Source organism: Streptomyces sp. ITFR-6 (genome assembly GCF_031844725.1).
Lineage (GTDB): Bacteria > Actinomycetota > Actinomycetes > Streptomycetales > Streptomycetaceae > Streptomyces.
The window spans coordinates 8,098,011-8,119,586 of sequence record NZ_CP134612.1; the positions used below are offsets into that span (position 1 = coordinate 8,098,011).

The 21,576-nt window shown below is 73.1% G+C and carries 19 protein-coding genes and 1 pseudogene; 13 read left to right on the plus strand and 7 right to left on the minus strand.

Translation table 11 applies throughout. The annotated features are described in order from the left end of the window. Positions 1–172: 172 nt before the first annotated feature. The 7 genes from RLT59_RS36615 (at position 173) to RLT59_RS36645 (ending at position 7,157) form a co-directional block, all read left to right on the plus strand. A complete protein-coding gene (locus RLT59_RS36615) occupies positions 173–739 on the plus strand; it encodes a GNAT family N-acetyltransferase (protein WP_311307982.1) in 567 nt (188 codons plus the stop codon). Positions 740–837: 98 nt separating this feature from the next. Continuing rightward, positions 838–1,710: an ABC transporter substrate-binding protein gene (locus RLT59_RS36620; protein ID WP_311307376.1), complete on the plus strand. Its 873-nt coding sequence runs from the start codon at positions 838–840 to the stop codon at positions 1,708–1,710. Between the two features lie 123 nt (positions 1,711–1,833). Further along, the gene (locus RLT59_RS36625) at positions 1,834–2,097 is read left to right on the plus strand and encodes a type B 50S ribosomal protein L31 (protein ID WP_311307377.1); all 264 of its coding nucleotides are present in this window, start codon (positions 1,834–1,836) and stop codon (positions 2,095–2,097) included. An 86-nt stretch (positions 2,098–2,183) separates the two neighbouring features. Further along, entirely contained in the window at positions 2,184–3,425 is a 1,242-nt protein-coding gene (locus RLT59_RS36630; protein ID WP_311307378.1) for a beta-ketoacyl-[acyl-carrier-protein] synthase family protein, read from the plus strand. A 68-nt stretch (positions 3,426–3,493) separates the two neighbouring features. Next, the gene (locus RLT59_RS36635; RefSeq protein WP_399126726.1) at positions 3,494–5,410 is read left to right on the plus strand and encodes an acyl-CoA dehydrogenase family protein; all 1,917 of its coding nucleotides are present in this window, start codon (positions 3,494–3,496) and stop codon (positions 5,408–5,410) included. 266 nt (positions 5,411–5,676) lie between these two features. Then, a complete protein-coding gene (locus RLT59_RS36640; RefSeq protein ID WP_311307379.1) occupies positions 5,677–5,937 on the plus strand; it encodes an acyl carrier protein in 261 nt (86 codons plus the stop codon). Next, positions 5,934–7,157, plus strand: coding sequence for a beta-ketoacyl-[acyl-carrier-protein] synthase family protein (locus RLT59_RS36645; protein WP_311307380.1), 1,224 nt, complete (start codon positions 5,934–5,936; stop codon positions 7,155–7,157). The genes RLT59_RS36640 and RLT59_RS36645 overlap by 4 nt, the downstream gene beginning before the upstream one ends. Before the next feature lie 127 nt (positions 7,158–7,284). Here the strand turns inward: RLT59_RS36645 and RLT59_RS36650 are convergent, their stop codons facing one another. Next, a complete protein-coding gene (locus RLT59_RS36650; RefSeq protein ID WP_311307381.1) occupies positions 7,285–8,301 on the minus strand; it encodes a PRC and DUF2382 domain-containing protein in 1,017 nt (338 codons plus the stop codon). A 424-nt stretch (positions 8,302–8,725) separates the two neighbouring features. Between RLT59_RS36650 and RLT59_RS36655 the strand changes: the two genes are divergently transcribed. The 6 genes and pseudogenes from RLT59_RS36655 to RLT59_RS36680 all read left to right on the plus strand — a co-directional run bounded on the left by RLT59_RS36655 (position 8,726) and on the right by RLT59_RS36680 (position 15,655). Next, entirely contained in the window at positions 8,726–9,526 is an 801-nt protein-coding gene (locus RLT59_RS36655; RefSeq protein ID WP_311307382.1) for an IclR family transcriptional regulator, read from the plus strand. Positions 9,527–9,644: 118 nt separating this feature from the next. Beyond that, positions 9,645–11,299, plus strand: a pseudogene (locus RLT59_RS36660) (OPT/YSL family transporter). Positions 11,300–11,385: 86 nt separating this feature from the next. Continuing rightward, on the plus strand, positions 11,386–12,444 hold the full coding sequence (locus RLT59_RS36665; RefSeq protein WP_311307983.1) for a 2,5-dihydroxypyridine 5,6-dioxygenase NicX family protein: 1,059 nt from the start codon (positions 11,386–11,388) through the stop codon (positions 12,442–12,444). A gap of 171 nt (positions 12,445–12,615) precedes the next feature. Further along, on the plus strand, positions 12,616–13,917 hold the full coding sequence (locus RLT59_RS36670; RefSeq protein ID WP_311307383.1) for an alpha/beta fold hydrolase: 1,302 nt from the start codon (positions 12,616–12,618) through the stop codon (positions 13,915–13,917). 150 nt (positions 13,918–14,067) lie between these two features. Then, positions 14,068–14,691 carry an adenosylcobinamide amidohydrolase gene (locus RLT59_RS36675; RefSeq protein WP_399126729.1) on the plus strand — a complete coding sequence of 208 codons (624 nt, stop codon included), beginning with the start codon at positions 14,068–14,070 and terminating at the stop codon, positions 14,689–14,691. 55 nt (positions 14,692–14,746) lie between these two features. After that, entirely contained in the window at positions 14,747–15,655 is a 909-nt protein-coding gene (locus RLT59_RS36680) for an NAD(P)-dependent oxidoreductase (RefSeq protein WP_311307384.1), read from the plus strand. A gap of 53 nt (positions 15,656–15,708) precedes the next feature. On the opposite strand, the gene RLT59_RS36685 is transcribed toward RLT59_RS36680, so the two are convergent. From RLT59_RS36685 to RLT59_RS36710, 6 genes are all read right to left on the minus strand, one after another. Then, positions 15,709–16,980 (minus strand): sulfite oxidase, encoded by a 1,272-nt coding sequence (locus RLT59_RS36685; protein WP_311307385.1) that lies wholly within the window; start codon positions 16,978–16,980, stop codon positions 15,709–15,711. A gap of 46 nt (positions 16,981–17,026) precedes the next feature. Beyond that, positions 17,027–18,199, minus strand: a complete 1,173-nt coding sequence (locus RLT59_RS36690; RefSeq protein WP_311307985.1) for a homoserine O-acetyltransferase MetX — start codon at positions 18,197–18,199, stop codon at positions 17,027–17,029. Next, on the minus strand, positions 18,196–19,557 hold the full coding sequence (locus RLT59_RS36695; protein WP_311307386.1) for a bifunctional o-acetylhomoserine/o-acetylserine sulfhydrylase: 1,362 nt from the start codon (positions 19,555–19,557) through the stop codon (positions 18,196–18,198). Before RLT59_RS36695 ends, RLT59_RS36690 begins: the two co-directional genes overlap by 4 nt. A 107-nt stretch (positions 19,558–19,664) precedes the next feature. After that, positions 19,665–19,757, minus strand: a complete 93-nt coding sequence (locus tag RLT59_RS36700) for a putative leader peptide (protein ID WP_311307387.1) — start codon at positions 19,755–19,757, stop codon at positions 19,665–19,667. A 260-nt stretch (positions 19,758–20,017) separates the two neighbouring features. Continuing rightward, a complete protein-coding gene (locus tag RLT59_RS36705) occupies positions 20,018–20,515 on the minus strand; it encodes a thioesterase family protein (protein ID WP_311307388.1) in 498 nt (165 codons plus the stop codon). Next, positions 20,512–21,561, minus strand: coding sequence for a 3-hydroxyacyl-CoA dehydrogenase NAD-binding domain-containing protein (locus RLT59_RS36710; RefSeq protein ID WP_311307389.1), 1,050 nt, complete (start codon positions 21,559–21,561; stop codon positions 20,512–20,514). The genes RLT59_RS36705 and RLT59_RS36710 overlap by 4 nt, the downstream gene beginning before the upstream one ends. Between the last annotated feature and the right edge of the window lie 15 nt (positions 21,562–21,576).

Here is a 21,576-nt window from a genome sequence, read left to right on the forward strand (position 1 = left end):
AGCCCCGGCCGGTCGCGCCGGGCGGGACCGACCGGCAACTGTCCTCCTTCGCCAAAACCTTTTGGGAGCGCTCCCAAAGGCAGGCAGGATGACGGTATGACCTCACGAACCGGCCTCCGTACGAACCGGCCTCCGTGCCTACCACCCGGACGACCGTGCGGCCCTTGCGGACATCTGCGTCCGGACGGCCGACAACGGAGGCGACTCCAGCCACCTGTACCCGGACCCGGAGCTGATGCCGTCGATCTTCGCTGCCCCGTACGCGTACCTCGAACCCGGTCTGGCCTTCGTCCTCGACGACGGTACGGGCCGGGCGGTCGGATACATCCTCGGAACGGCGGACACCCCGCGGTTCGTGACGGAGTTCCGCGAGCGCTGGCTGCCCCTGGTCGAGGACCGCTACCCGCGGCCGCAGGGCGAACCGCGCGGTCCCGCCGACGAGATGATCGCCCTCCTGCGCAACCCGGAGCGGATGGTCCTGCCCGAACTGGCCGGCCGCCCGGCCCACTTGCACATCGACCTGCTCCCCGACTGGCAGCGCAAGGGGTACGGGAGAGAGCTGATGCGTACGTTCCTGGCGGCCCTGTGCGCCAAGGGGGTCACAGGGGTGCACCTGTCCATGCTCACCGCCAACACCCCGGCCAGAGCCTTCTACGACCGGCTGGGCTTCACCGGGATCCGGGTGCCGGATCCTGGTCCCGTCAGCTACCTGGTGCGCGGCACGGAGGCCGGCCTGTAAACGGCGCGGCGGCGGGGGTGCCACCCCTCATCGCTGGGCAGGTACTGGTGTACGAGCCCGAAACGGGGCGAAGTGGCCGGTGGCGAAAGGCGTGTGACGTGAGCGAGCAGACCTTATGGCAATTCTCCGACGACCGCGGACAGTTGTCGTCCGCCGAGCGGCGCCCGACGCGGGTGCTCGCCTACGTGCAGGCCGGAGCGACGTTGTGGGACCACGGGATACGGCCGGTCGGGATATTCGGCTCCGGCCACGACGACCCGGCCGTGCCCGACCCCGCGAAGACCGGATCGCTGCCGCTGGCCGAGATCGCCTACGCCGGTGCGGGCCCCGCTCTGGACGTCGAGACGCTGCTGGGCTCCGAGCCCGACCTCGTGGTGGCCGTCAGCTACGGCGGCGGACAGGTCTACGGCCTCGCCCCGGAGACGGCCAAACACCTGGAGGAGCACGTCCCGGTCGTCGTCATCGACGTGGGCCAGGCGCGCACCCTCGCGGAGACCGGCTACCGGTTCGCCCGCCTCGCCCGGTCGCTGGGCGCGGCCGAGCCCGCCTCGGCCGCCCGGGAGCTGGACGCCGCCCGCGACCGGCTGCGCGCCTTCGCCGCCGGACCGGACCGGACCCGGGTCCTCGCCCTGTCCCCGGCCGGGCAGCAGCAGGCGCACCTGGCCCGCCCCCGCATGTGGCCCGAACTGCGGGTACTGGCCGAACTCGGCATCGACCTGGTCGAACCGGCCGACGGGCCCGGTGCGAACTGGTCCACGGTCGGCTGGGCGGAGGCCGGGGCGCTGCGCCCCGCCGTCGTGCTCGCCGACATCCGGGTCAACGCCACCCCTCTCGGTGAGCTCGGGACGAACGAGGCGTGGGCCTCGATCGAACGCACCGCCCGGGTGGTGCCCTGGAACCCGGAGCCGGTGTGCAGCGCCCACGCCCACGCCAGGTTCCTGGCCCTGGTGGCCGACGCGCTCGGAGCGTAGCCGGGCCGGGCGCCGCCACGCCGATGCCCCGTACGGCCGTGTCCGATCGCGCGGGACGCCCTGGTTCGCGAGGCTGGCCGGAGTGTTCCGAGCCGGTAACCCGCACGTCCCCAGGAGCAGACCATGCAGCAGGACAAGCACCCCGACTACCGCCCCGTCGTCTTCCGTGACCGTGCGGCGGGCTACGCCTTCCTGACCCGGTCCACCGCGTCGAGCGAGCAGACCATCGGCTGGGACGACGGAAACAGCTACCCCGTCATCGACGTCGAGATCTCCGCGGAAAGCCACCCGTTCTTCACCGGAAAGGCCCGGGTGGTCGACTCGGAGGGCCAGGTCGCCAAGTTCGAACGCAGGTACGGCGACGACGGGGGAGCGGCCGCCTCCTGACCCGTTCGGCCCAGTGGCCGCATCCTCGGCGGGGGCCCGGCCGTTCGGCCTGCGGGGGCGTGAACGAGCGAGGGGAGAGCCGAGGCATGGTGCGGGACGGGACAGCGACGGTGGTGACGGGCCTGGGGCTGGTGACCCCGGTGGGCGCCGACGAGCACACCTTCTGGGCGGGGCTGTGCGCCGGCGCCGGGGCGGCCCGGCACTGCGAGGAACTGGCCGGCCTGCCGGTCGACTTCGCCTGCCGGGCCGACGGCCCCGACCTGGACGAGGCGGTGGGCGGACGCGCCGTCTTCCGGATGGCGCGGTTCGTGAAGATGGCCCTGGTCGCCGCCCGCCGTGCCGTGGCGGATGCCGGTCTGCGCCCGGACCGCTGGGACGGCGGCCGGGTGGGCGTCGTACTGGGCGTCGGTGTCGGAGGCGTCTCCGTACTCGTCGACAACGTCCGCAGGCTGGACGCCGACGGGCCGTCCGCGGTCTCCCCGCTCCTCGTGCCGATGATGATGCCGAACGCGGCCGCCGGGGAGATCGCCATCGACCTGCGCGCCCACGGGCCGAGTCTGGCCCCGGCCACCGCCTGCGCGTCGGGTGCCACCGCGATCGCCCTCGCCGGCGACCTGCTGACGAGCGGGAGCTGCGATGTGGTGGTGGCGGGCGGCGCGGAGTCCGTGGTGACCCCGCTGGTGGTCAGCGCGTTCGCGGGCATGGGGGCGCTCTCGGCGCGCACCGGTGACCCGGCGGCCGCCTCCAGGCCGTTCGCCTCGGACCGTGACGGGTTCGTCCTGGGCGAGGGCGCCGCTGTTCTCGTACTGGAACGGGCCGACGACGTCCGGGCCCGCGGCGGTCGGGCGCGTGCCGTGCTGGCCGGTGCCGGAGCGGCCACGGACGCCCACCACCCCACCGCGCCCGAACCGGGCGGCCGGGGTGCGGAGCGGGCGGTCGAGGCGGCGCTGGACCGGGCGGGCTGGGCCGCCGGAGAGGTGGATCACATCAACGCACACGGCACCTCCACTCCGCTCAACGACGCCATGGAGAGCGCGCTGATCGCCCGGCTCTTCCCGCACCGGCCCTCGGTGACCGCGCCCAAGGGCGTCATCGGGCACACCCTCGCGGCGGGCGGCGCGATCGAGGCGGTGGCCACCGTACTGACCCTGGAACACGGCCTCGTCCCGCCGATCGCCAACCTCGACGCCCCGCCGCCGGACTCCGGCCTCGACTGCGTGACCAAGCAGCCCCGCAGGCAGCGCGTCGAGCGGGCCCTCAGCCACTCCTTCGGATTCGGCGGCCACAATGTCGCCCTCGCCTTCCAGCGCGCCCCTTCACCTCGCTGAACAGGAAGTAAACGGCCGCGAATGCCGGAATCCGGGTGTCCTGGCTGATTCCTGATCGTTTCTGTCGTATGACCACAACGATCGACAGCCCCGTCATGGCCGAGGCCGGCCAGGAGCGCGCCGCGGACCGGCTCACCTCGGTGCTCCTCGGCGCGGACGCCCGCCGGGAGCACGGATTCTGGCAGCGGCTCATCGCCACGGACCCGTTCCGCAGGCCCACCGTCCCGCCGCCCGGCCCCACCCCCGACGAACGGCTCGCCCTCGCCCACGCGCGGCTGCGCACGCTCAACAACACGCTGGACAGCGGCGCCAGGCTGGCGGCCGACCCGCGCGCCCTGGCCGCCCTGCACGAATGGCTCGCCCCGGTGGACCCCTCGCTCGCCACCGTCGCGGGGATCCACTACAACCTCTTCCTCGGCAGCCTCCTGGACCACGACACCGACCGGTCCCGCGACCTGTCGGACTTCCTCGCGATGCGACGTATCGGGACCTTCCTCTGTACGGAGGTGGCGCACGGCAACGACGCCGCCGCGGTCGAGACGACGGCCACCTACGACCGTGCCCGGGACGGATTTTTGCTGCACACCCCGCACCTGGGCGCGCAGAAGTTCATGCCCAACACCAGCCCGGCGGGCGGTCCCAAGTCGGGACTCGTCGCCGCGCGGCTGCTCGTCGGGGACACCGACCACGGGGTCTTCCTGCTGCTGGTGCCGCTCACCGACGCCTCGCAGGCCTTGCCAGGGGTACGGATCCGCAGGCTGCCGGCCCGGATGGGCAGCCCGGTGGACCACTGCCTGACCTCTTTCGACCAGGTGTTCGTGGGGCGCGAGGCGCTGCTCGGCGGCAAACAGGGGCGGGTCGGCGACGACGGGGTGTTCCGCAGCGGCACCACCGGGCGCAGACGCCGGTTCCTCGCCTCCATCGCCCGCGTCACCACGGGCCGCATCTGCATGAGCGCGAGCGCGATCGGCTCCGCCCGTGCCACTCTCGCCATCGCGGTCCGCTACTCAGGACACCGGTATGTCTCCGGGGGCCGCGCGCTGCCGCCGCTGCCGGTGATCGCCCACCGCAGCCATCACGGCCCGCTCGCCGGGGCCATGGCCACCGTCTTCGCGATGAGTCTGCTGCACCGGCGGGCCCTCGACCGCTGGGATGCGGCGGCGCACGGCCCCGAGCCGGAGCGCGAGGCGGCCGGCCGGCTCGTCGACGTCGCGAAGGGCTGGATCACCTGGCAGGCCCGCTCGGTGATCGTCGAATGCCGTGAACGGTGCGGCGCCCAGGGCCTGCTGGAGCACAACGGGATGAGTGAACTCGTCACCGGGGTGGAGGGCGCCATCACCGCCGAGGGCGACAACATGGCCATCCACGCCAAGGCCGCCTCCGAGATGGTCATCTCCGCGATGCTGGACGCACCGGACGCCTGGGGCGTCACGGCACCGGACGCCGGCCCGCAGACCGGTGACCTGGACGATCTGCGGTTCCTCGGCCGGCTCCTGGCCCATGTGGAGCGGATCCAGTTCGCCCGCTCCCGCGCGCGGATGGCGCGGGCCCCGCACGGCGGCCCGCTGAAGCGGTGGAACGCGGGGTCCGGGCCCGCGCTGCGGGGAGTCGAGGCGCACGCCTGCCGGCAGGCGGCCGAAGCCTATGCGGACGCGGTCGAAGGGCTGCCGCAGGGGCCCGCCCGGGACCGGCTGACCGAACTGGCCCGGCTGTTCGCGCTGCGCCGGATCCAGCAGCACAGCGGGGACCTGCTCGTCGCCGGGCACCTCACGGCCGGTCAGGTGGAAGACCTCACGGAGACCACAGAGCGGCTCGTCGCCGCCGTCGCGGCCCATCTGCCGGAGCTCGCCGACTCCTTCGCGCTGCCGGAGGAAGTGCTCGCGGACTGGCCCATCACCGGACCCCGCTATGCCGAGGCGTACGACGACCCGGGCGCCTCCTGGCACACCGCGGAGCGCCCGGTGCCCGCCGGGAGCGAGCGATGAGGGCCGCGCCGGAGCGGGCGGCACCGCCGGGCGTGCGCCGGGCGGCCGAAGCGGTGCGGGGGCTCGGCGTCGGTCTCGTACTCCTGGCCTTCTGGGGTACCTCGGCCGTGCTGGCGCGGTGGTATCCAGGAGCGGGAACGCCCGGAGGCGAATCGGTTCGCCGCAAGGCGTAACCGGCCGGACGCTGCTCAGTTACTTCGGCGTCGGGGTGGTGAGAGGCACCACCCCGGGACCCCCGCCGGACGGGCATGATGGAGAGGAAGACCATGAGCGCGATTCACCCCACGATCACCGAGGTACTCAGCCGTACCTTCAGGGTGCCCGTGGCCGAGATTCTCCCGGAATCCACGATGGACAGCCTCGACATGGACTCCCTGGCAGTCGCCGAGTTCGCCGTCGTCATGAGGGAGGCCGTCGGCGTCGAACTGGACCCGGGCACGCTGCACCGGGACACCACCCTCGCCGGACTCACGGAGTTCCTGCGCGCGAAGGCCGGCGGCGAGGCTCCCGTGAGCACCGTCCGATGAAGATGCCGTCCATCGCTGTCACCGGTCTGGGAATGATCACCCCGGTCGGCAACGACACCGAGTCCACCTGGGACGGGGTGTGCGCCGGGATCAGCCCGGCCCGCACCGTCCCCGCCCTCGCAGGGTGCGCCATCGACTTCGCCTGCACGGTCGACGGGATCGACCTGGACGCCGCGGTCGGCCGGCGTACCGCCTTCCGCATGGGCAGGTACACGAAATTCGCCGTACTGGCCGCGCGGGAGGCGGTCTCCGACGCGGGACTCGACCCGCGCGGCTGGGACGGCAGCCGGGTCGCTGTCGTCGTCGGCACCAGCAGCGGCGGTTCCGCCGGACTCACCGATCAGGCCCTGGTGCTGGAACGGCGCGGGCCGGAGGCGACCTCGCCGTCCGGGATCCTGCTCACCATCCCGAACATGCCCGCGGCGGAGATCGCCATCGAGATGAGTGCCACGGGCCCCAGCCTGGCGCCCTGCACGGCCTGCTCGTCCGGGGTCACCGCACTGTCGGTGGCACGGGACCTGCTGGTCACCGGGCAGTGCGATCTGGCGATCGCGGGAGCCACCGAATCGACCCTGTTCCCGATCGCCATGACCGGGTTCGCCAGATCCGGCGCGGCCGCCCTCGCCGACCGCGACCTGTCCCGGCTCAGCCGGCCCTTCGCGGCCGACCGGGCCGGGCTCGTCATGGGGGAGGGCGCCGCCGTCATGGTGCTGGAGCGCGCGGCCGACGCCGAGGCCCGGGGTGCGGAGCCGCGCGCGCTGCTCGCGGGCACCGGCGCCACCACCGACGCCCACCACCCCACCAGCCCGCACCCCGACGGCCGGATCGCCCAGGCGGCCGTCGAGGCCGCGCTGCGCGACGCGGGCTGGCAGGCCGGGGACGTCGAGCACATCAACGCCCACGGCACGGCCACCCCGCGCAACGACGCGGCCGAAGCCGCCCTGATCGGCCGGGTCTTCCCGCACCGGCCGCCCGTCACCGCGCCCAAGGGCGTGCTCGGCCACTGCATGGGGGCGGCCGGGGCGATCGAGGCGGGGCTCACGATCCTCACGCTCCAGCGCGGAATCGTCCCGCCGGTCGCCAACCTGGACGCGCCCGCGCCCGGGTTCGACATCGACTGCGTGACCAAGCAGCCGCGGGAGCTGCCCGTCCGGCGTGCCGTCAGCCACTCCTTCGGATTCGGCGGACACAACGCCGTGGTCGCACTCCAGCGGCCCTAGGGCCTGTCCGGCGGATCAAGGCCGGGCGGCCCCGTTCCACCGGTTGCGCACGAGAGGGCGGACCCCCGTGATGCGGGTCCGCCCCTCGCTCCTGTCCGGCTCGGCCGGTCCGGCGCGGTGCGCGGGGTCAGCGGCGCCGTCCCTGACCGAACTCGCCGCCGGCGTCCTTGCCGCCCATGTCCTTGCCGTCCTTGGTCATGCCGTCCGCGTAGTCGATCTGCTCCTTGCGCAGTTCCGCGGAGACTTCCTTCTGCTCGGTCACCTTCTTCGTTTCCATCCGGACCCGTTCGACCGGTACGGTCTCCTTCCGCGTCGTGGCGCGTTCGGCGTGCAGGGTGACCTCCACATCCTGTTCGTTGATGTCCGAGCGGGCCGCCTTGTCACCGGGCTGGAGCGGCTCGCGCACCACGCGAACCTCCTCGTGCGTCACCGGCACGGTCCTGGTGACGTTCTCGGTGACGACGTACTTGTGCAGGCGGGCCTTGCCGCTCTCGTACTCCTCGGTGCCGACGCGCAGCTGTTCCTCGGAGCGGATGAGTTCCTCCTTGCCGCCCAGGTCGGCGGAGGCGGACCGCTCCGCGTCCGCTCCGGCCAGCGGACGGGCGGTACCGGAGGTGTCGGTGTCCCGGTGCTTGCCGGTGCCCGTACCCGCGGTGCCGGAGGCCTTCGCGCTGTCGGTGCCGCGTGCCGCGCCCATGGCCCCGGCTCCTGCCCCGGCGGCCGCGCCGGCTCCGGCAGCGCCCATCGTTCCGGTCCCGGACGTGGTCGGCGCACCGGCCGTGCCGGCGGCCCCGGAACGGTCACCGAGCTTCCCGCCGGTGTTCCTGGTCAGGCCGTAGTGCCGGTAGAGCTCCTCCTCCTCGGAGACGGAGAGATGAGCGTCCGCGTCCACCCGGGGGGCTTCCTTGACGCGGTCCTTCGGATGGGAGATGTGCAGGTCGGAGCCCACGCGACGGGCTCCGGCGAGAGGCACGAAACTCTCCTTCATACCGAACAGGCCGGTCTTCACCGTGATCCAGTCCGGTCGGCCGGTGCTGTCGTCGACATACACCCGCCCCACGTTGCCGATCTTCTCGCCTGCGGTGTCGTACACCGTCAGGCCGTCGAGCTCTCCGGAATCCGTGAAACCGTCAGCGGCTCCCATGACCGATTCCTCCTAGCTCGGGCGCGTCCTGTGGGTGGGTCCAGCAGGTGAGGCGCGTCCGGATTCCATCGCGCCTCACCTGGATGGACGCTGCAACTTCCCGGCCGGCGGGGGCGGGGCGCCCCAGCCCCGACGGATGGGGCGGGGCCCCGCACGATGGCGCTGGGGCCCCCGCGATCCAGTTAGGCCAATCGAGTGAACGGCCGGTGGGGGGCGGCCCGCCCCGGCGGGTCCCGCCGCGCCGTCCTCGGCAATCGCCGCTGAGCAGGCCGTTCCCTCGGCGCGGCGAATTTCCGGCAAACCCTTGACACCCGCTGGACGCGGCACCATTCTTTCGCCAGAAATCGCAACGGCATTGCGATTTCCGCACCGACAGATGGACGAAACCGACAGATGGACGAAGCGGACGAAGGAGGCCCGGCCCATGGCTGAGCGCAGCACGGACACCACCACCCCGGCCCGCGAAGGACAGCAGGCCCCGGGAGTGCTGCAGACCGTCGACCGGGCCCTGCTCGTCCTGCTGACCTTCACCGAGCAGCGGCCCGAATGGGGCGTCAGTGAACTGGCCCGCCACCACGGCTGGGACAAGGCCGTCGTACAGCGGCTGCTCACCACCCTGAGCGCCCGGGGCTTCCTGCTCTGCGACGACAACAGCCGCCGCTACCGCCCGGGTCCCGCGCTGTCCCGGCTGGCCAGGGTCAGCGAGCACAGCGGAGTGCTCTCCTCGATCTCCCGGCCGGTACTCGCCCGGCTGCTCCGCGAGACCGGCGAGAGCGTCGTCCTCAACGTCCCGCACGGCGGCAGCTACCGCTGCGAAGCCGCCGTCGACGGCACCGGACCCGTCCGCTACACGGCGATCATCGGCGCCGTCATGCCTGGTCACGCCGGGGCGTCCGGACACACGATCTTCGCCTACCACCCCGAGCGCGAGATCCGGCAGATGTTCGGCGCCACCGGACTGACGCGCTTCAACGACCGCACCATCACGGACCTGGACGCCCTGCTCACCTGCTACGCGCAGGTTCGCGCCGACGGGTACTGCGTCAGCCACGGCGAGTACGACGAGGCCGTCACCGCGGTGTCCGCCCCCGTCTTCCAGGGCGACGGCGTCCCCGCCTCCCTCACCGTCATCGGCCCGTCCCACCGAGTGGACCGGGCCGCCGACATCCTCGTGACCCTGGTACGCGCCGGGGCGGCGGAGATCACCGCCGCCCTCGGCGGCTGAACCAGCCCCGGTCACCGTCCGGCCGCGACCTCCCCAGTCGCCGTCGTGCCCCCGGGCTCCGCCCTGCCGCGGAGACCCGGACCCGCCTCCCAGCCCTGCAAACCGAAGGGGGTGCCCCATGGCGCACCACGTCTCAGCGCCGCACCCTGCCCCGCCGCCGTCCGCCCCCGACGAGCTCCGGTCGCACCCCAGGGTCATGGAACCCGTGCTGCTGGTGATCCTGGTCGTGCTCTCCGCCGTGGGAGCCGTCATCGGCATCGACCTGGTCTCCAAGCTGGGCATCTCCGCCAACACCTCGGTCGTCGGTGCGCTCGTCGCCATGCTCATCGGCCGCATCCCGCTGGGCTTCCTGCGCCGGATGCGGTCCGTGCACCGGCAGAACCTCGCCCAGAGCGCGATCTCCGCCGCCACCTTCGCCTCCGCGAACGCCCTGCTGACCTCCGTCGCCATCCCGTACGTCTTCGGGCGCCAGGACCTGGTCTGGCCGATGCTCGCGGGCGCGTCCGTCGGGCTCGTCGTGGACGCCTGGGTGCTCTACCGCGCCTTCGGCTCACGGCTGCTGCCCGCCGACGCCGCCTGGCCGCCCGGCACCGCGGCCGCCGAGACCATCAAGGCCGGCGACCGGGGAGGGCGCCGGGCCCTGATCCTCGCGGGCGGCACCGCCGTCGGCCTCGCGGGAACCCTCTTCAGCCTGCCGCTCTCGGCCGCCGGGGTCGCCTTCCTGGGCAACGTCTGGGCGCTGATGATGTTCGGCATCGGACTGATGCTGCGCCAGTACGGGATGGACCTCTTCCACACAGACCTGGGCGCCGGATACATCCCGCACGGCGTCATGGTCGGCGCCGGCGTCGTAGCACTCGGTCAGGCCGTCCACCTGCTGATCGGCCGTCGCGAGCGCAAACGAACGGCCGCCGCCGCAGAGAACCGTAGCGTGGCGCACGTCGAGCCGGCGGACCCGAGCACCGCCTACACCGTCGACGAGCGCGCACTGCGGCTCTCCCTGATCCGCGGCTTCGCGCTCTTCACCGGCGGCGCCGCGATCCTCGCGGTGCTCGGCGGGCTGATCGGCGACATGAGCCCGCTCGGCATCGTCGGCTGGGTGTTGTTCGCCGCCTTCGCCGCCCTGGTGCACGAACTGATCGTCGGCCTCGCGGCCATGCAGTCCGGCTGGTTCCCGTCCTTCGCCGTCACGCTGATCTTCCTCATCCTCGGCGTCGCCATAGGAATCCCCTCGGTGCCGCTCGCCCTCCTGGTGGGGTACGTCTGGCCTTCGCGGACATGGGCTACGACCTCAAGGCCGGCTGGCTGCTGCGGCGCGAGCACCGCCCCTGGGACCCCTTCGAGCGCGAGGGCCGCCGCCAGCAGTTCCTGGCCGCCCTCATCGGTTTCGCGGTCGCCCTCGCCGTCGTCGCCGTCGCCTGGCGCTCGTACTTCGGGCAGGGACTCATCCCGCCCGTCGCGAAGGTGTACGCCGACACCATCAAGAGCGGCCTCAGCGACCCGGACGCGGTCCGCACCATGCTCGTCTGGGCCATCCCCGGCGCCGCCATCCAGCTGCTCGGCGGCACCCGCCGACAGATGGGCGTCATGCTCGCCACCGGCCTGCTCATCCTCACCCCGCAGGCCTGCTGGCTGGTCCTCGGCGCCCTCGTCGTCCGGGTCGGCTACCGCAGGCTGCGCGGCCCCGCGGCCGACGAAGAACTCAACCTGGTGGGCGCCGGACTGATCGCCGGCAGCTCGCTCGGGGACTCGGCCCAGATCCTCAAGACCTGAGCCCCGCCACCCCGCCCCCGGACCACATCCCGTACCACCGCACCACTCAGCACCACCTGTATGGCAAGGAGAACCACCCCGTGGACATGTACAGCAGGCTCGAACCGCGTCCCGAGTACCTCAGCTTCGAACTCGCCCTGGCCGCCCGCAAGCTCGTCGAGGAGGTCATGCTCGTCAAGCGCGGCGAGCACGTCGTCCTCACCGGCGACACCAGCAGCGACCGCCGGGTCATCGAAGCCACCGCGCAGGCCGTCGCCGCCGCCGGGGCGCACCCCGTCGTCGTCTGGTACGAGACGCTGCCCGGCGCCTCCATGGAGCCGCCCCGGCCGGTCGCGGGAGCCATAGCCGACGCCGATGTGTGGATCGAGTTCGCCGTCTCGTACCTGATGCACTCCGACGCGTTCCGCGCCGCCATGGCGAACGGCTGCCGCTACACCAACCTCACCGCGATGGACGTCCAGATGCTGGTCGCCACCGTCGGACGCCCCGACTTCCAGGGCGTCATCCGCCTCGGCAAGGCCCTCGTCGCCCTGCTGGAGGCGGCCGACGAGGTCCGGATCACCTCCGCCAACGGCACCGACCTGGTGGGCCGCAACGGCGACCGGCCGATCAACCTGCGTGGCAAGCCCGCGGAGAAGCCCGGCGAGACGGTCATGCTCTCCGGCCAGATCTCCTGGAACCCCCTTGAGGAGACCCAGGACGGCGTACTCTTCTTCGACGGGGCCCTGTGGCCGCCGGACGAGATCGGCCTGCTGCGCTCCCCGGTCCGCTGCACCGTGGAGAAAGGTGTCGTGACCAAGATCGAGGGCGGCGCCGACGCGGACACCTTCCGGCGCTGGATGGAGTCCTTCGACGACCCGAACATGTTCCGTGTCGCCCACTGGTCGCTCGGCTTCAACCCCGGCGTCCTCGCCCCGACCGGCCGCATCGTCGAGGACGAGCGCGTCTTCGGCTGCGTCGAACTCGGCATCGGCACCAAGGGCGCCTGGATCGGCGGCGAGCCGTGGGTCGCCGCCGCCCACACCGACGGCAGCATCCTCGGCCCGTCCGTCTACCTGGACGGCGTCGCCATCGAGGAGAACGGGCGCTACGTGCACCCGGACCTCGTGGCGATCTGCCGCGACCTGGGCGTCGCCGGCTACTGACCCCTCCCTGACGGGCACCGCGCCCCCCGGTGCGGGCCCGTCCGCCACCCGTGCAACCGTTCCGCGACGCGAGACAACGCCAGACACGCGAGGCCACGCGAGACGCGCGACGACAGAGACACACGACGACAGAGACACACGACGCGAGATACGCGACGTGAGAGGAGCGCCATGTCCACCCCAGCCCCCGTCACCTACCGCCACAGCGGCCTGGTCTGCACCGACCACACCCTTGACGTGCCGCTCGACCACAGCGACCCCGAGGGCCCCGCCATCGCGCTCTTCGCCCGCGAAGTCGTCGCGGAGGGACGTGAGCACGAGGACCTTCCCCGACTCCTCTGGCTCCAGGGCGGACCCGGCGGCCGCGCCGAACGCCCCAACGCCGCAGGAGCCTGGCTGCGCCGCGCGCTCACCGAGTACCGCGTCGTCCTCCTCGACCAGCGCGGCACCGGCCGCTCGACCCCCGCCGACCGGCGCACCCTGGCCCGGTTCGGTACGGACCACGCGGCGGCCGCCGGGTACCTCGCGCACTTCCGCGCCGACTCGATCGTCCGCGACGCCGAACTCCTGCGCCGCCGGCTCCAGGGCGAGCAGCCGTGGAGCGTGCTCGGCCAAAGCTTCGGCGGCTTCACCACGCTCACCTATCTCAGCCTCGCCCCCGAAGGGCTCACCCGGGCCTACATCACCGGCGGACTGCCGACGCTCACCGGCCACGCCGACGACGTGTACCGCGCGGCCTACGCCCGTACCCTCACGCAGAACGAGCGCTACTTCGACCGCTACCCCGGCGACCAGGCACTGGCCGACGCCGTCGCGGCACGCCTGGAGAGCCACGACGTGCGGATGCCGACCGGCGAACGCCTCACTGTGCGCCGTTTCCAGACCCTCGGCATCACGTTCGGCACCGCGTCGAAGTCCGAATCGCTACACTACCTCCTGGAGACCGCCTTCACCGAGGGTGCCGACGGGCCGGAGCTGACCGACACGTTTCTGCGCGGCGTCGACGCCGCCGTGTCCTTCGCCGAACGCCCCCTGTACGCCGCGCTCCACGAGCCGATCTACGCCCAGGGCGGCCGCGCCACCGACTGGTCGGCGCACCGCGTCCGCCGGCAGTTCCCGGCCTTCGACGCCACCGCCGGCGGACCGCTCCGGTTCACCGGCGAGATGGTCTACCCCTGGCAGTTCGAGGAGGACCCCGCGCTCGTGCCGCTGCGCGGCGCCGCGGAGGCGCTCGCCGCCCGCACCGACTGGCCGGCCCTGTACGACCTGGACCGGCTCGCCGCCAATGAGGTCCCGGTCGTCGCCGCCGTCTACCACGACGACATGTTCGTCGACCGCGAGCACGCGCTGGCCACCGCCGAGGCCGTCCGCGGCCTGCGCACCTGGGTCACCGACGCCTACGCGCACGACGGAGTCAGGGCCGACGCCGCCGTGCTCGACCGGCTGATCGCGATGGGCCGCGGCGAAGCCTGACGCCGGACGCGGCGCGGGACGCACTCCGGGGCGCCCCGCTCCGGCGCATATGATCTACGGGCCCGCAGGGCGACCACCGTCCTGCCGCGCCTTTGGGGGTGTCTCATCGGTTCCGCACGCGTCCAGCTCCCCGAACAGCGCGGTGAACTGTTGACCAGGCAGGAGGACGGCGAGGACCTGCACCATCTGGTGTGGCGGCTGCGACCCGGCTGGCGGGTCTGCAGCAGCGCCGTGCTCGGCGGCGGCATCGGCCCGCGTGAGTGGATCCTCAACGCCCAGGTGCGCGGCGGCTATCCGCGTACGGACCCGGACCGGCACCTGGCCGAGATCGCCGCGGCCGAACACCTCACCGGGCCCGGCGCCGGACTGCTGACGGCCGCCGACGTCACCGCGTACACGGTCGCCGTGGACGGGGAAGCCACGGCCACCGCCACCTGCGGCCTCGGAGTGCGCGGCTGGGCGGCCGCCCCGGCGGCGGACACCGGGGCATGGCCGGAGCCGGGCACGGTCAACATCGTCGTCGTCCTGCCCGTGCCGCTCTGCGACGCCGCGCTCGTCAACGCCGTCGCGACCGCCACGGAGGCCAAGGTCCAGGCCCTCCTGGGGGCCGGACTCTCCTGTTCCGGCACCCCCACCGACTCCGTCTGCGTCGCGGCGCCCGAACCGGCCGACGGGCCGGGCGAACTGTTCGCCGGGCCCCGCTCGCCCTGGGGATCGCGGCTGGCCAGGGCCGTGTACACCGCGGTACTCGAAGGCGCGCGCCGGCAGTCCTGAGCATCCGAAACGCCGCGCGCGAATCCGGGCGCGGCCGACGAAGGGAATGGCCCCCATGAATTCAGCGACAGCCGGAGCAACCCCGCGACCGCCGGTCGTCGCCGTCCTCGGCACCGGGATCATGGGGTCCGCGATGACCCGCAGCATGATCCGGGCCGGGCTGGAGGTCCGCGCCTGGAACCGTACGCCGGCCAGGGCGGAGCCCCTGACGGCGGACGGTGCCACCGTGACCGAAACAGCCGCGGAAGCGGTACGCGGCGCCGACGTCATCCTCACCACGCTCAACGACACGACCTCCGTGGCCGCCGCGCTCACCGCCGCCTCCGACGGGGTGCGCCGGGGCCAGGTCCTGCTGCAGAGCTCCACCGTCGGGCCGGACGGTGCGGTCGAACTGGCCCAGCGCGCCGCGGACCTGGGCCTCGTCTTCCTCGACGCGCCCGTCTCCGGGACCAGGCAGCCCGCGGAACAGGGCGCGCTGACCGTCTTCGTCTCCGGCCCTTCCGCCGCCCGTGCGGTGGCGGATCCGGTGTTCGACGCGATCGGGCAGCGTACGGTCTGGGTCTCCGAGGAACCGGGGGCCGCGTCCAGGCTCAAGCTCGTGGTCAACACCTGGGTGATGAACATGGTGGGCTGCGTGGCGGAGAGCCTCAACCTCGCGGAGGGACTGGGCGTCGACCCGCAGCTGTTCCTCGACGCCGTGCGGGGCGGCCCGCTGGACTCCGGCTATCTCCAGAGCAAGTCCGCCGCGGTGCTGTCCGGCGATCTCACTCCGAGCGTCTCCCTGAGCACGGCCCTGAAAGACACCCGCCTCATCCTCGACGCCGCCGAGCAGACCGGCGTACGGCTGGACCTGACCGCCGCCTCCGAGGTCCGCTTCGCCCGCGCCGAAGCGGCCGGGCACGGCGGCGAGGACATGATCGCCACCTACTACGCGGGCCGGACGGCGGACCGGGACGGCGACTGAGTCCGGGGCGGGCCGCCGGGGGCCGGGCGACTCGGTCCGGCCCCCGCCGCCGCTCAGACGACCCGCACCTCGTGCCGGACCACGGCGTCGAAGAGATAGCCCTGCGTGTTGGGGACGGCCTTCTCCGGCTGGGTGCGGCCCGACCGCTCCGTCGCCCGCGCCAGCAGGACGGCCGGTCCGCGGTCCCTCGGTACCCAGTCGGCCGACCAGCGGACCCAGCTTCCGCTCCGCGGCTCGTCGCGCAGCCGTGCGCGACGCCACCGCGCACCGCCGTCGGTACTGACCTCGACCGTGCGCACCGGTGCCCCGCCCGACCAGGACCTGCCCGTCAGCACATGGCGCCTGCGGGCGTGGAAGGACGCGCCGGGCGACACCTCGAAGGCGCTCTTCAGCGTCTGCCGGGTCAGCGGCGCACTGCCCTCGGGCGGATAGCCGGGCCCGAACAGCCGGTACAGGCCGGTGTTCCACGGGGAGAGCAGCGGCGAAGCGCTCACCTCGATGTCGCCGACCCACTTGATGTTGGCGACCCCGACCCAGGACGGCACGATCAGCCGCACCGGACTGCCGTGGTCGGGCGGCAGCGGTTCGCCGTTCATCTCGTGGGCGAGGATCACGTCGTCCAGCGCCTTCGCGACCGGCAGCGGCCGACGGACCCGGCCGAGGTTGATCCCGTCACTGATCACCTCGTCGTCCAGTCCGCGCGGCAGCACATCCACCGCGCTCCGGGTGATGCCCGCCCGGCGCAGCACGTCGGCCAGCCGCACCCCGCGCCAGCGGGCCGTACCGATCGCGCCGAGCGTCCAGGCCGTGCCGCTGACCTGCTCGCCCTGCTGCGTCGTGTAGTAGCTGCGGGCATTGCCCGCGCACTCCACGAACGAGGTGACGGTGGCCGTGGGCAGCGCCCGCAGCTCGTCGTAGGTGAACTCCACGGCCGGGCCCCGCAGCCCGTCGCCCCACACCTTCAGCCTCCAGGCGGCCGGGTCGATCCGCGGGGTGGCCGTGTGGTTGCGCACGAAGAAGCGGTCGGCGGGAGTGAGCAGCCCGGTCGGGCGCAGCGCCGCGAAGTTGGTCTCGGCGTTGGTGCCGCGCACCGTGAAGAACTCGGGCGGCAGCGGCTTGACGATCCCGGGCGCGGGGTCGGCCGCCCCGGTGGCCGCCTGAGCGGGGGACGGGAGACCGGCGGGCAGCGTGGCGGCCGCGGAGGCGGCCGCGACCAGCCGCAGCAGGTCACGGCGTTCGATGCCGGCGGAGCGCGCGGCGCCACGCGACCACTGACGCAGCCGCATCCCGTCGTAGGCGTCCTCGGACGGCGGAACGGATCTCATGAGCGACAACTCCCGGGGCGAGTGGACGGAAACAGTGGTGCGGGCATCAGCGGTCCGGATCCGGCCGGCTCGGTAGCAACTGCCTCACCAGAGCGCCTACCTGAACCGTCTCGATCAGGAATCCGTCGTGGCCGTGCGGCGACTCCACGATCCGGGACCGGTCGGCGCCGGGCAGCAGCGCGGCCAGCTCCGCCTGCTGGGCGGGCGGATAGAGACGGTCGGAGTCGATGCCCGCGATCAGCGCGGGCATCCGGGCACGGCGCAGCGCCTGCGCGGTGCCACCCCGACCACGCCCGATGTCGTGCCCGTTCATCGCCTCGGTCAGGGCGACGTAGCTGCCGGCGTCGAAGCGGTGCACCAGTTTGGCCGCGTGATGGTCGAGATACGACTCCACCCGGTACCGCCCGCCGTGCCGGGGATGCTCACCCGGCTGCGCCTCGCCGCCGAACCGGGAGCCGAGCTCGGGCTCGCTCCGGTAGGTGATGTGGGCGATCCGGCGGGCCAGGCCGAGGCCCCGGTGCGGGCCCTCGCCCGGGGGCGCGTCGTGGTAGTGGCCGCCGCGCCAGCCGGGGTCGGAGCGGATCGCGGAGATCTGCACGGAGCCCCAGGCGATCTGCTCGGCCGAGGCCGCGGCGGGCGCCGCGAGCACCAGCAGCGAGCCGGTGCGCTCCGGCCTGCCGACGGCCCATTCGAGCGCCCGCATGCCGCCCATCGAGCCGCCGATCACCGCCGCCCACCGGCCGATTCCCAGCGCGTCGGCCAGCGCCGCCTCGGCCGCCACCTGGTCACGGACCGTCAGGCGGGGGAAGCCGCCGCCCCAGTGCGCCCCGCCCGGACCGATGGACGACGGACCGGTGCTGCCCTGGCAGCCGCCCAGCACATTCGGCGCGACGACGAACCAGCGCTCGGTGTCCAGCGCCTTGCCGGGGCCGACCAGCGCGTCCCACCAGCCGGCAGTGGGATGGCCGGGCTCCGCGGGCCCGGCCACATGGCTGTCCCCGGTCAGGGCGTGCAGCACCAGGACCGCGTTGGAACCGTCGGCCGCGCGGCGTCCCCAGGTCTCGTAAGCCAGTTGCACACCGGGCAGCTCGTCGCCCGACTCCAGCGGCAGCGCCCGGTCCAGGCGGACCCAGGAGCGGCGGCCCGGCGGATCCCCCTCCCGCCGGCCTCCGGTGGCCGGCGGGAGGGGGAGCGTGGTGAAGGGGGCCGTCCGGTTCAGGACGCCGCCTTCGCGGCCCGGAACCCGGCCTCCAGATCGGCCTTGAGGTCGTCCACGTTCTCCAGACCGACGGAGAGGCGGACCAGCCCGGCCGTCGCTCCGGTGGCGGCCAGCTGCTCCTCGGTCAGCTGGCTGTGCGTGGTCGACGCCGGGTGGATGATCAGGCTGCGTACGTCACCGATGTTGGCGAGGTGGCTGAACAGTTCGACCGCGTCCACGAACCTCTTGCCCGCCTCCACCCCGTCCCGCAGCTCGAAGGCGAGCACGGCGCCCGCGCCGCGCGGCAGATAACGGCGCCCCGCTTCGTACCACTTGCTCGATTCGAGCCCGGCGTAGTGGACGGCGGACACCTCGTCCCGGCGCTCCAGCCATTCGGCCAGCGCCAGGGCGTTCGCGGTGTGCCGCTCCAGCCGCAGGCTCAGTGTCTCCACGCCCTGCAGCAGCAGGAAGGCGGAGTGCGGGGAGAGCGCGGGGCCGAGGTCGCGCAGCAGCTGTACCCGGAGCTTGACCGCGAAGGCGCTGGGGCCGAGGTCCGGCCAGTAGCGCAGACCGTGGTAGCTCGGGTCGGGGGAGCTGAAGTCGGGGAACCGCTCCGGGTGCGCGCCGAAGTCGAACGTACCGCCGTCCACCACCACACCGCCGATGGTGGTGCCGTGCCCGCCGAGGAACTTGGTCGCCGAATGGATCACGACGTCAGCGCCGTGCTCGATCGGACGCAGCAGGAAGGGCGTGGGCACGGTGTTGTCGACGACCAGCGGCACCCCGGCCGCGTGCGCGGCGTCGGCGACCGCCCGGATGTCGAGGACGTCACCGCGCGGATTGCCCAGCGTCTCCGCGAACAGCGCTTTGGTGTTCGGCCGGATCGCCGCCGACCACGCCTCGATGTCGTCGGGGTCGTCGACGAACGACACCTCGATGCCGAACCGGGGGAGCGTGTGCCGCAGCAGGTTGTAGGTGCCTCCGTACAGCGAGGTGGACGAGACGATGTGGTCCCCCGCACCGGCCAGCGTCAGCAGGGCGAGTGTCTCGGCGGCCTGCCCGGAAGCGAGGGCCACCGCAGCGACTCCGCCTTCCAGCGCGGCGATCCGCTGCTCCAGGACGTCCTGGGTGGGGTTGTGGATCCGGGTGTAGATGTTGCCGGGCTCGGCCAGCGAGAACAGGTCCGCGGCGTGCTGGGTGTCCCGGAAGACGAACGACGTCGTCTGGTAGATCGGCACCGCACGGGCACCGGTCGCCGGATCGGGGACGGCCCCGGAGTGGATCTGCTTGGTCTCGAACGACCAGGCGGCGCCCGGGTCCTGACGGTCCTGGTCCTCGGGGGTGTGACCTGCGGTGACGGAGTCTACGGGCTGGCTCATGGTCTTCCTCTGCGGTTCTCGGTGCGGGCACGGCGAAGCCAGGGTGGTGGCTGGGCGGTGCCTGGGGCGGGAGTCGACGCTGCGGTGCGTCCGGGCAGGTCAGCTGCTCAACGGAGCGCGGCGCGGCGGCTACACGCGGAGGACGCGAGGCGTCCCAGATCGACGTGGCGACGCGAGACGAGCGGCAGGGTCGCGGGCATGCGGCGAGCGTGTCAGCGGGCCCGGTGCGCGTCAACCGCCCGGCACCTCGGCCGAGTCGTCCGCGAGGACCGTCCGACGCGTACGCGGCAGCGGGCACGGGCCGACGGCGTGCCGCACCCGAACAGCGTCTGACCTGCACGGACGTGCGGAGGCGTGCGGCGGACAGCCGACTGCCCGGACCACCGGGGGAACCGGTGGTCCGGGCAGGGCACGCGCACGATTTCATCGGACCGAAACAACGGCGGCCCGTGGCCGCCGCTCAGCGTGCGGCGGGGACCTCCACGATCGAGCGGCCCGCCCAGCCGGGTGCCGCTTCGGTGAGGGCGACGAGGCACTCGCGTACCCGGTCGGGGAAGGGCGCGGTACGGCCGGCCTGCTGGTCCACATGGAGGGCGAGCAGTTCGCTCGTCGCCACGGGCTCGGCGTCGGGGTCCGGTTCGGTGTCGTCCTGCGCGTCGGGCCCGAGCACGTACAGCTCATGGGTGAACCGGGTCTTCTTCGCGTCGGCGCCGAGCACCCGGGTCCGGACGGCGAGCCGGTCGCCCTCCGCGACGTCGCGCAGATACCGGATATGCGACTCGACCGTGTACAGCGAACAGCCGGTGCGCTCCCGGTACTCGGAGTTCAGACCGGTCTCGATCATCATCCGGTCGGTCGCGAAACCGAAGACGAGTACGTAGAACGCCTCGCTCATGTGGCCGTTGTAGTCGATCCACTCCGGGCGCACGGTCTCCCGGTGCAGGGGCAGCGCGGTCACTTGGCCACCTCCTGCGTGCTCTGCCCGGAGAGCCGGCCGGTGGCGCGCAGGACTTCGATGACGCCTCGGTCCCGTTCGGCGACCAGGTCCGCGATGCTGCGGCCGTCCGCCGCTTCGTCGCAGCCGCGCACCACGGCGTCGTACAGCTCCCGGTCCAGTTCGGGGGCTTCGAGCCGGGTCCACGGGGCCTTGAGGGAGGGGCCGAAGTGGTCCAGCATGTGCGCCATGCCGCCCTCGCCGCCCGCGAGCGCGAAGGTCAGCATCGGCCCCATGCAGGCCCAGCGCAGTCCGGGGCCCTCGGTGATGGAGGCGTCGATCTCCGCGACCGTCGCCTCACCGTTGGCGACCATGTGCAGCGCCTCGCGCCACAGTGCCTCCTGGAGGCGGTTCGCGATGAAACCGGGGACCTCGCGTTCCATCGTGATGACGGACTTGCCCGCGACCTCGTAGAACCGGGACGCCCAGCCGACCGCGGACGGTGCGGTCAGCTCGCCGCCCACCACCTCGACCAGCGGGATCAGGTACGGCGGGTTGAACGGGTGCCCCACGACCAGCCGGTCGGCGCCCTCGGCCCGGGTCTGCATGTCGGTCATCGGGTAGCCGGACGTCGAGGACGCGATCACGACCCCCGCGGGCGCGGCGGCGTCGAGGCGGGCCAGCAGATCCCGCTTGAGCTCCAGCTTCTCCGGAGCGCTCTCCTGGACGAACTGGGCGTCGGACACCGCCTCTTCGAGCGTCGGTACGACCGTGAGCCGGTCCGGCGACGCTCCTTCCGCGAGGCCGAGCTGCTCCAGTGCGGGCCAGGCGGCGTCCACCAGCCGGCGGAGCTTCTCCTCGGCGTCGGGGGCCGGGTCCCAGGCGGTGACGTCGTAGCCACGGGCCAGGAAGTGCGCGACCCAGCCGCCGCCGATCACTCCGGCGCCCACGCACGCCACGCGGCGTACATCCTCGGGGGCGCAGGGGGCGGCGGGGGTGGCCGGTTCGGACTGAACAGCGGGCGCGGGCGCGGTGGTTCCGGCGGGCTGTGCGGGCTGTGCGGCGTTCATCGTGCGGTTCTCCAG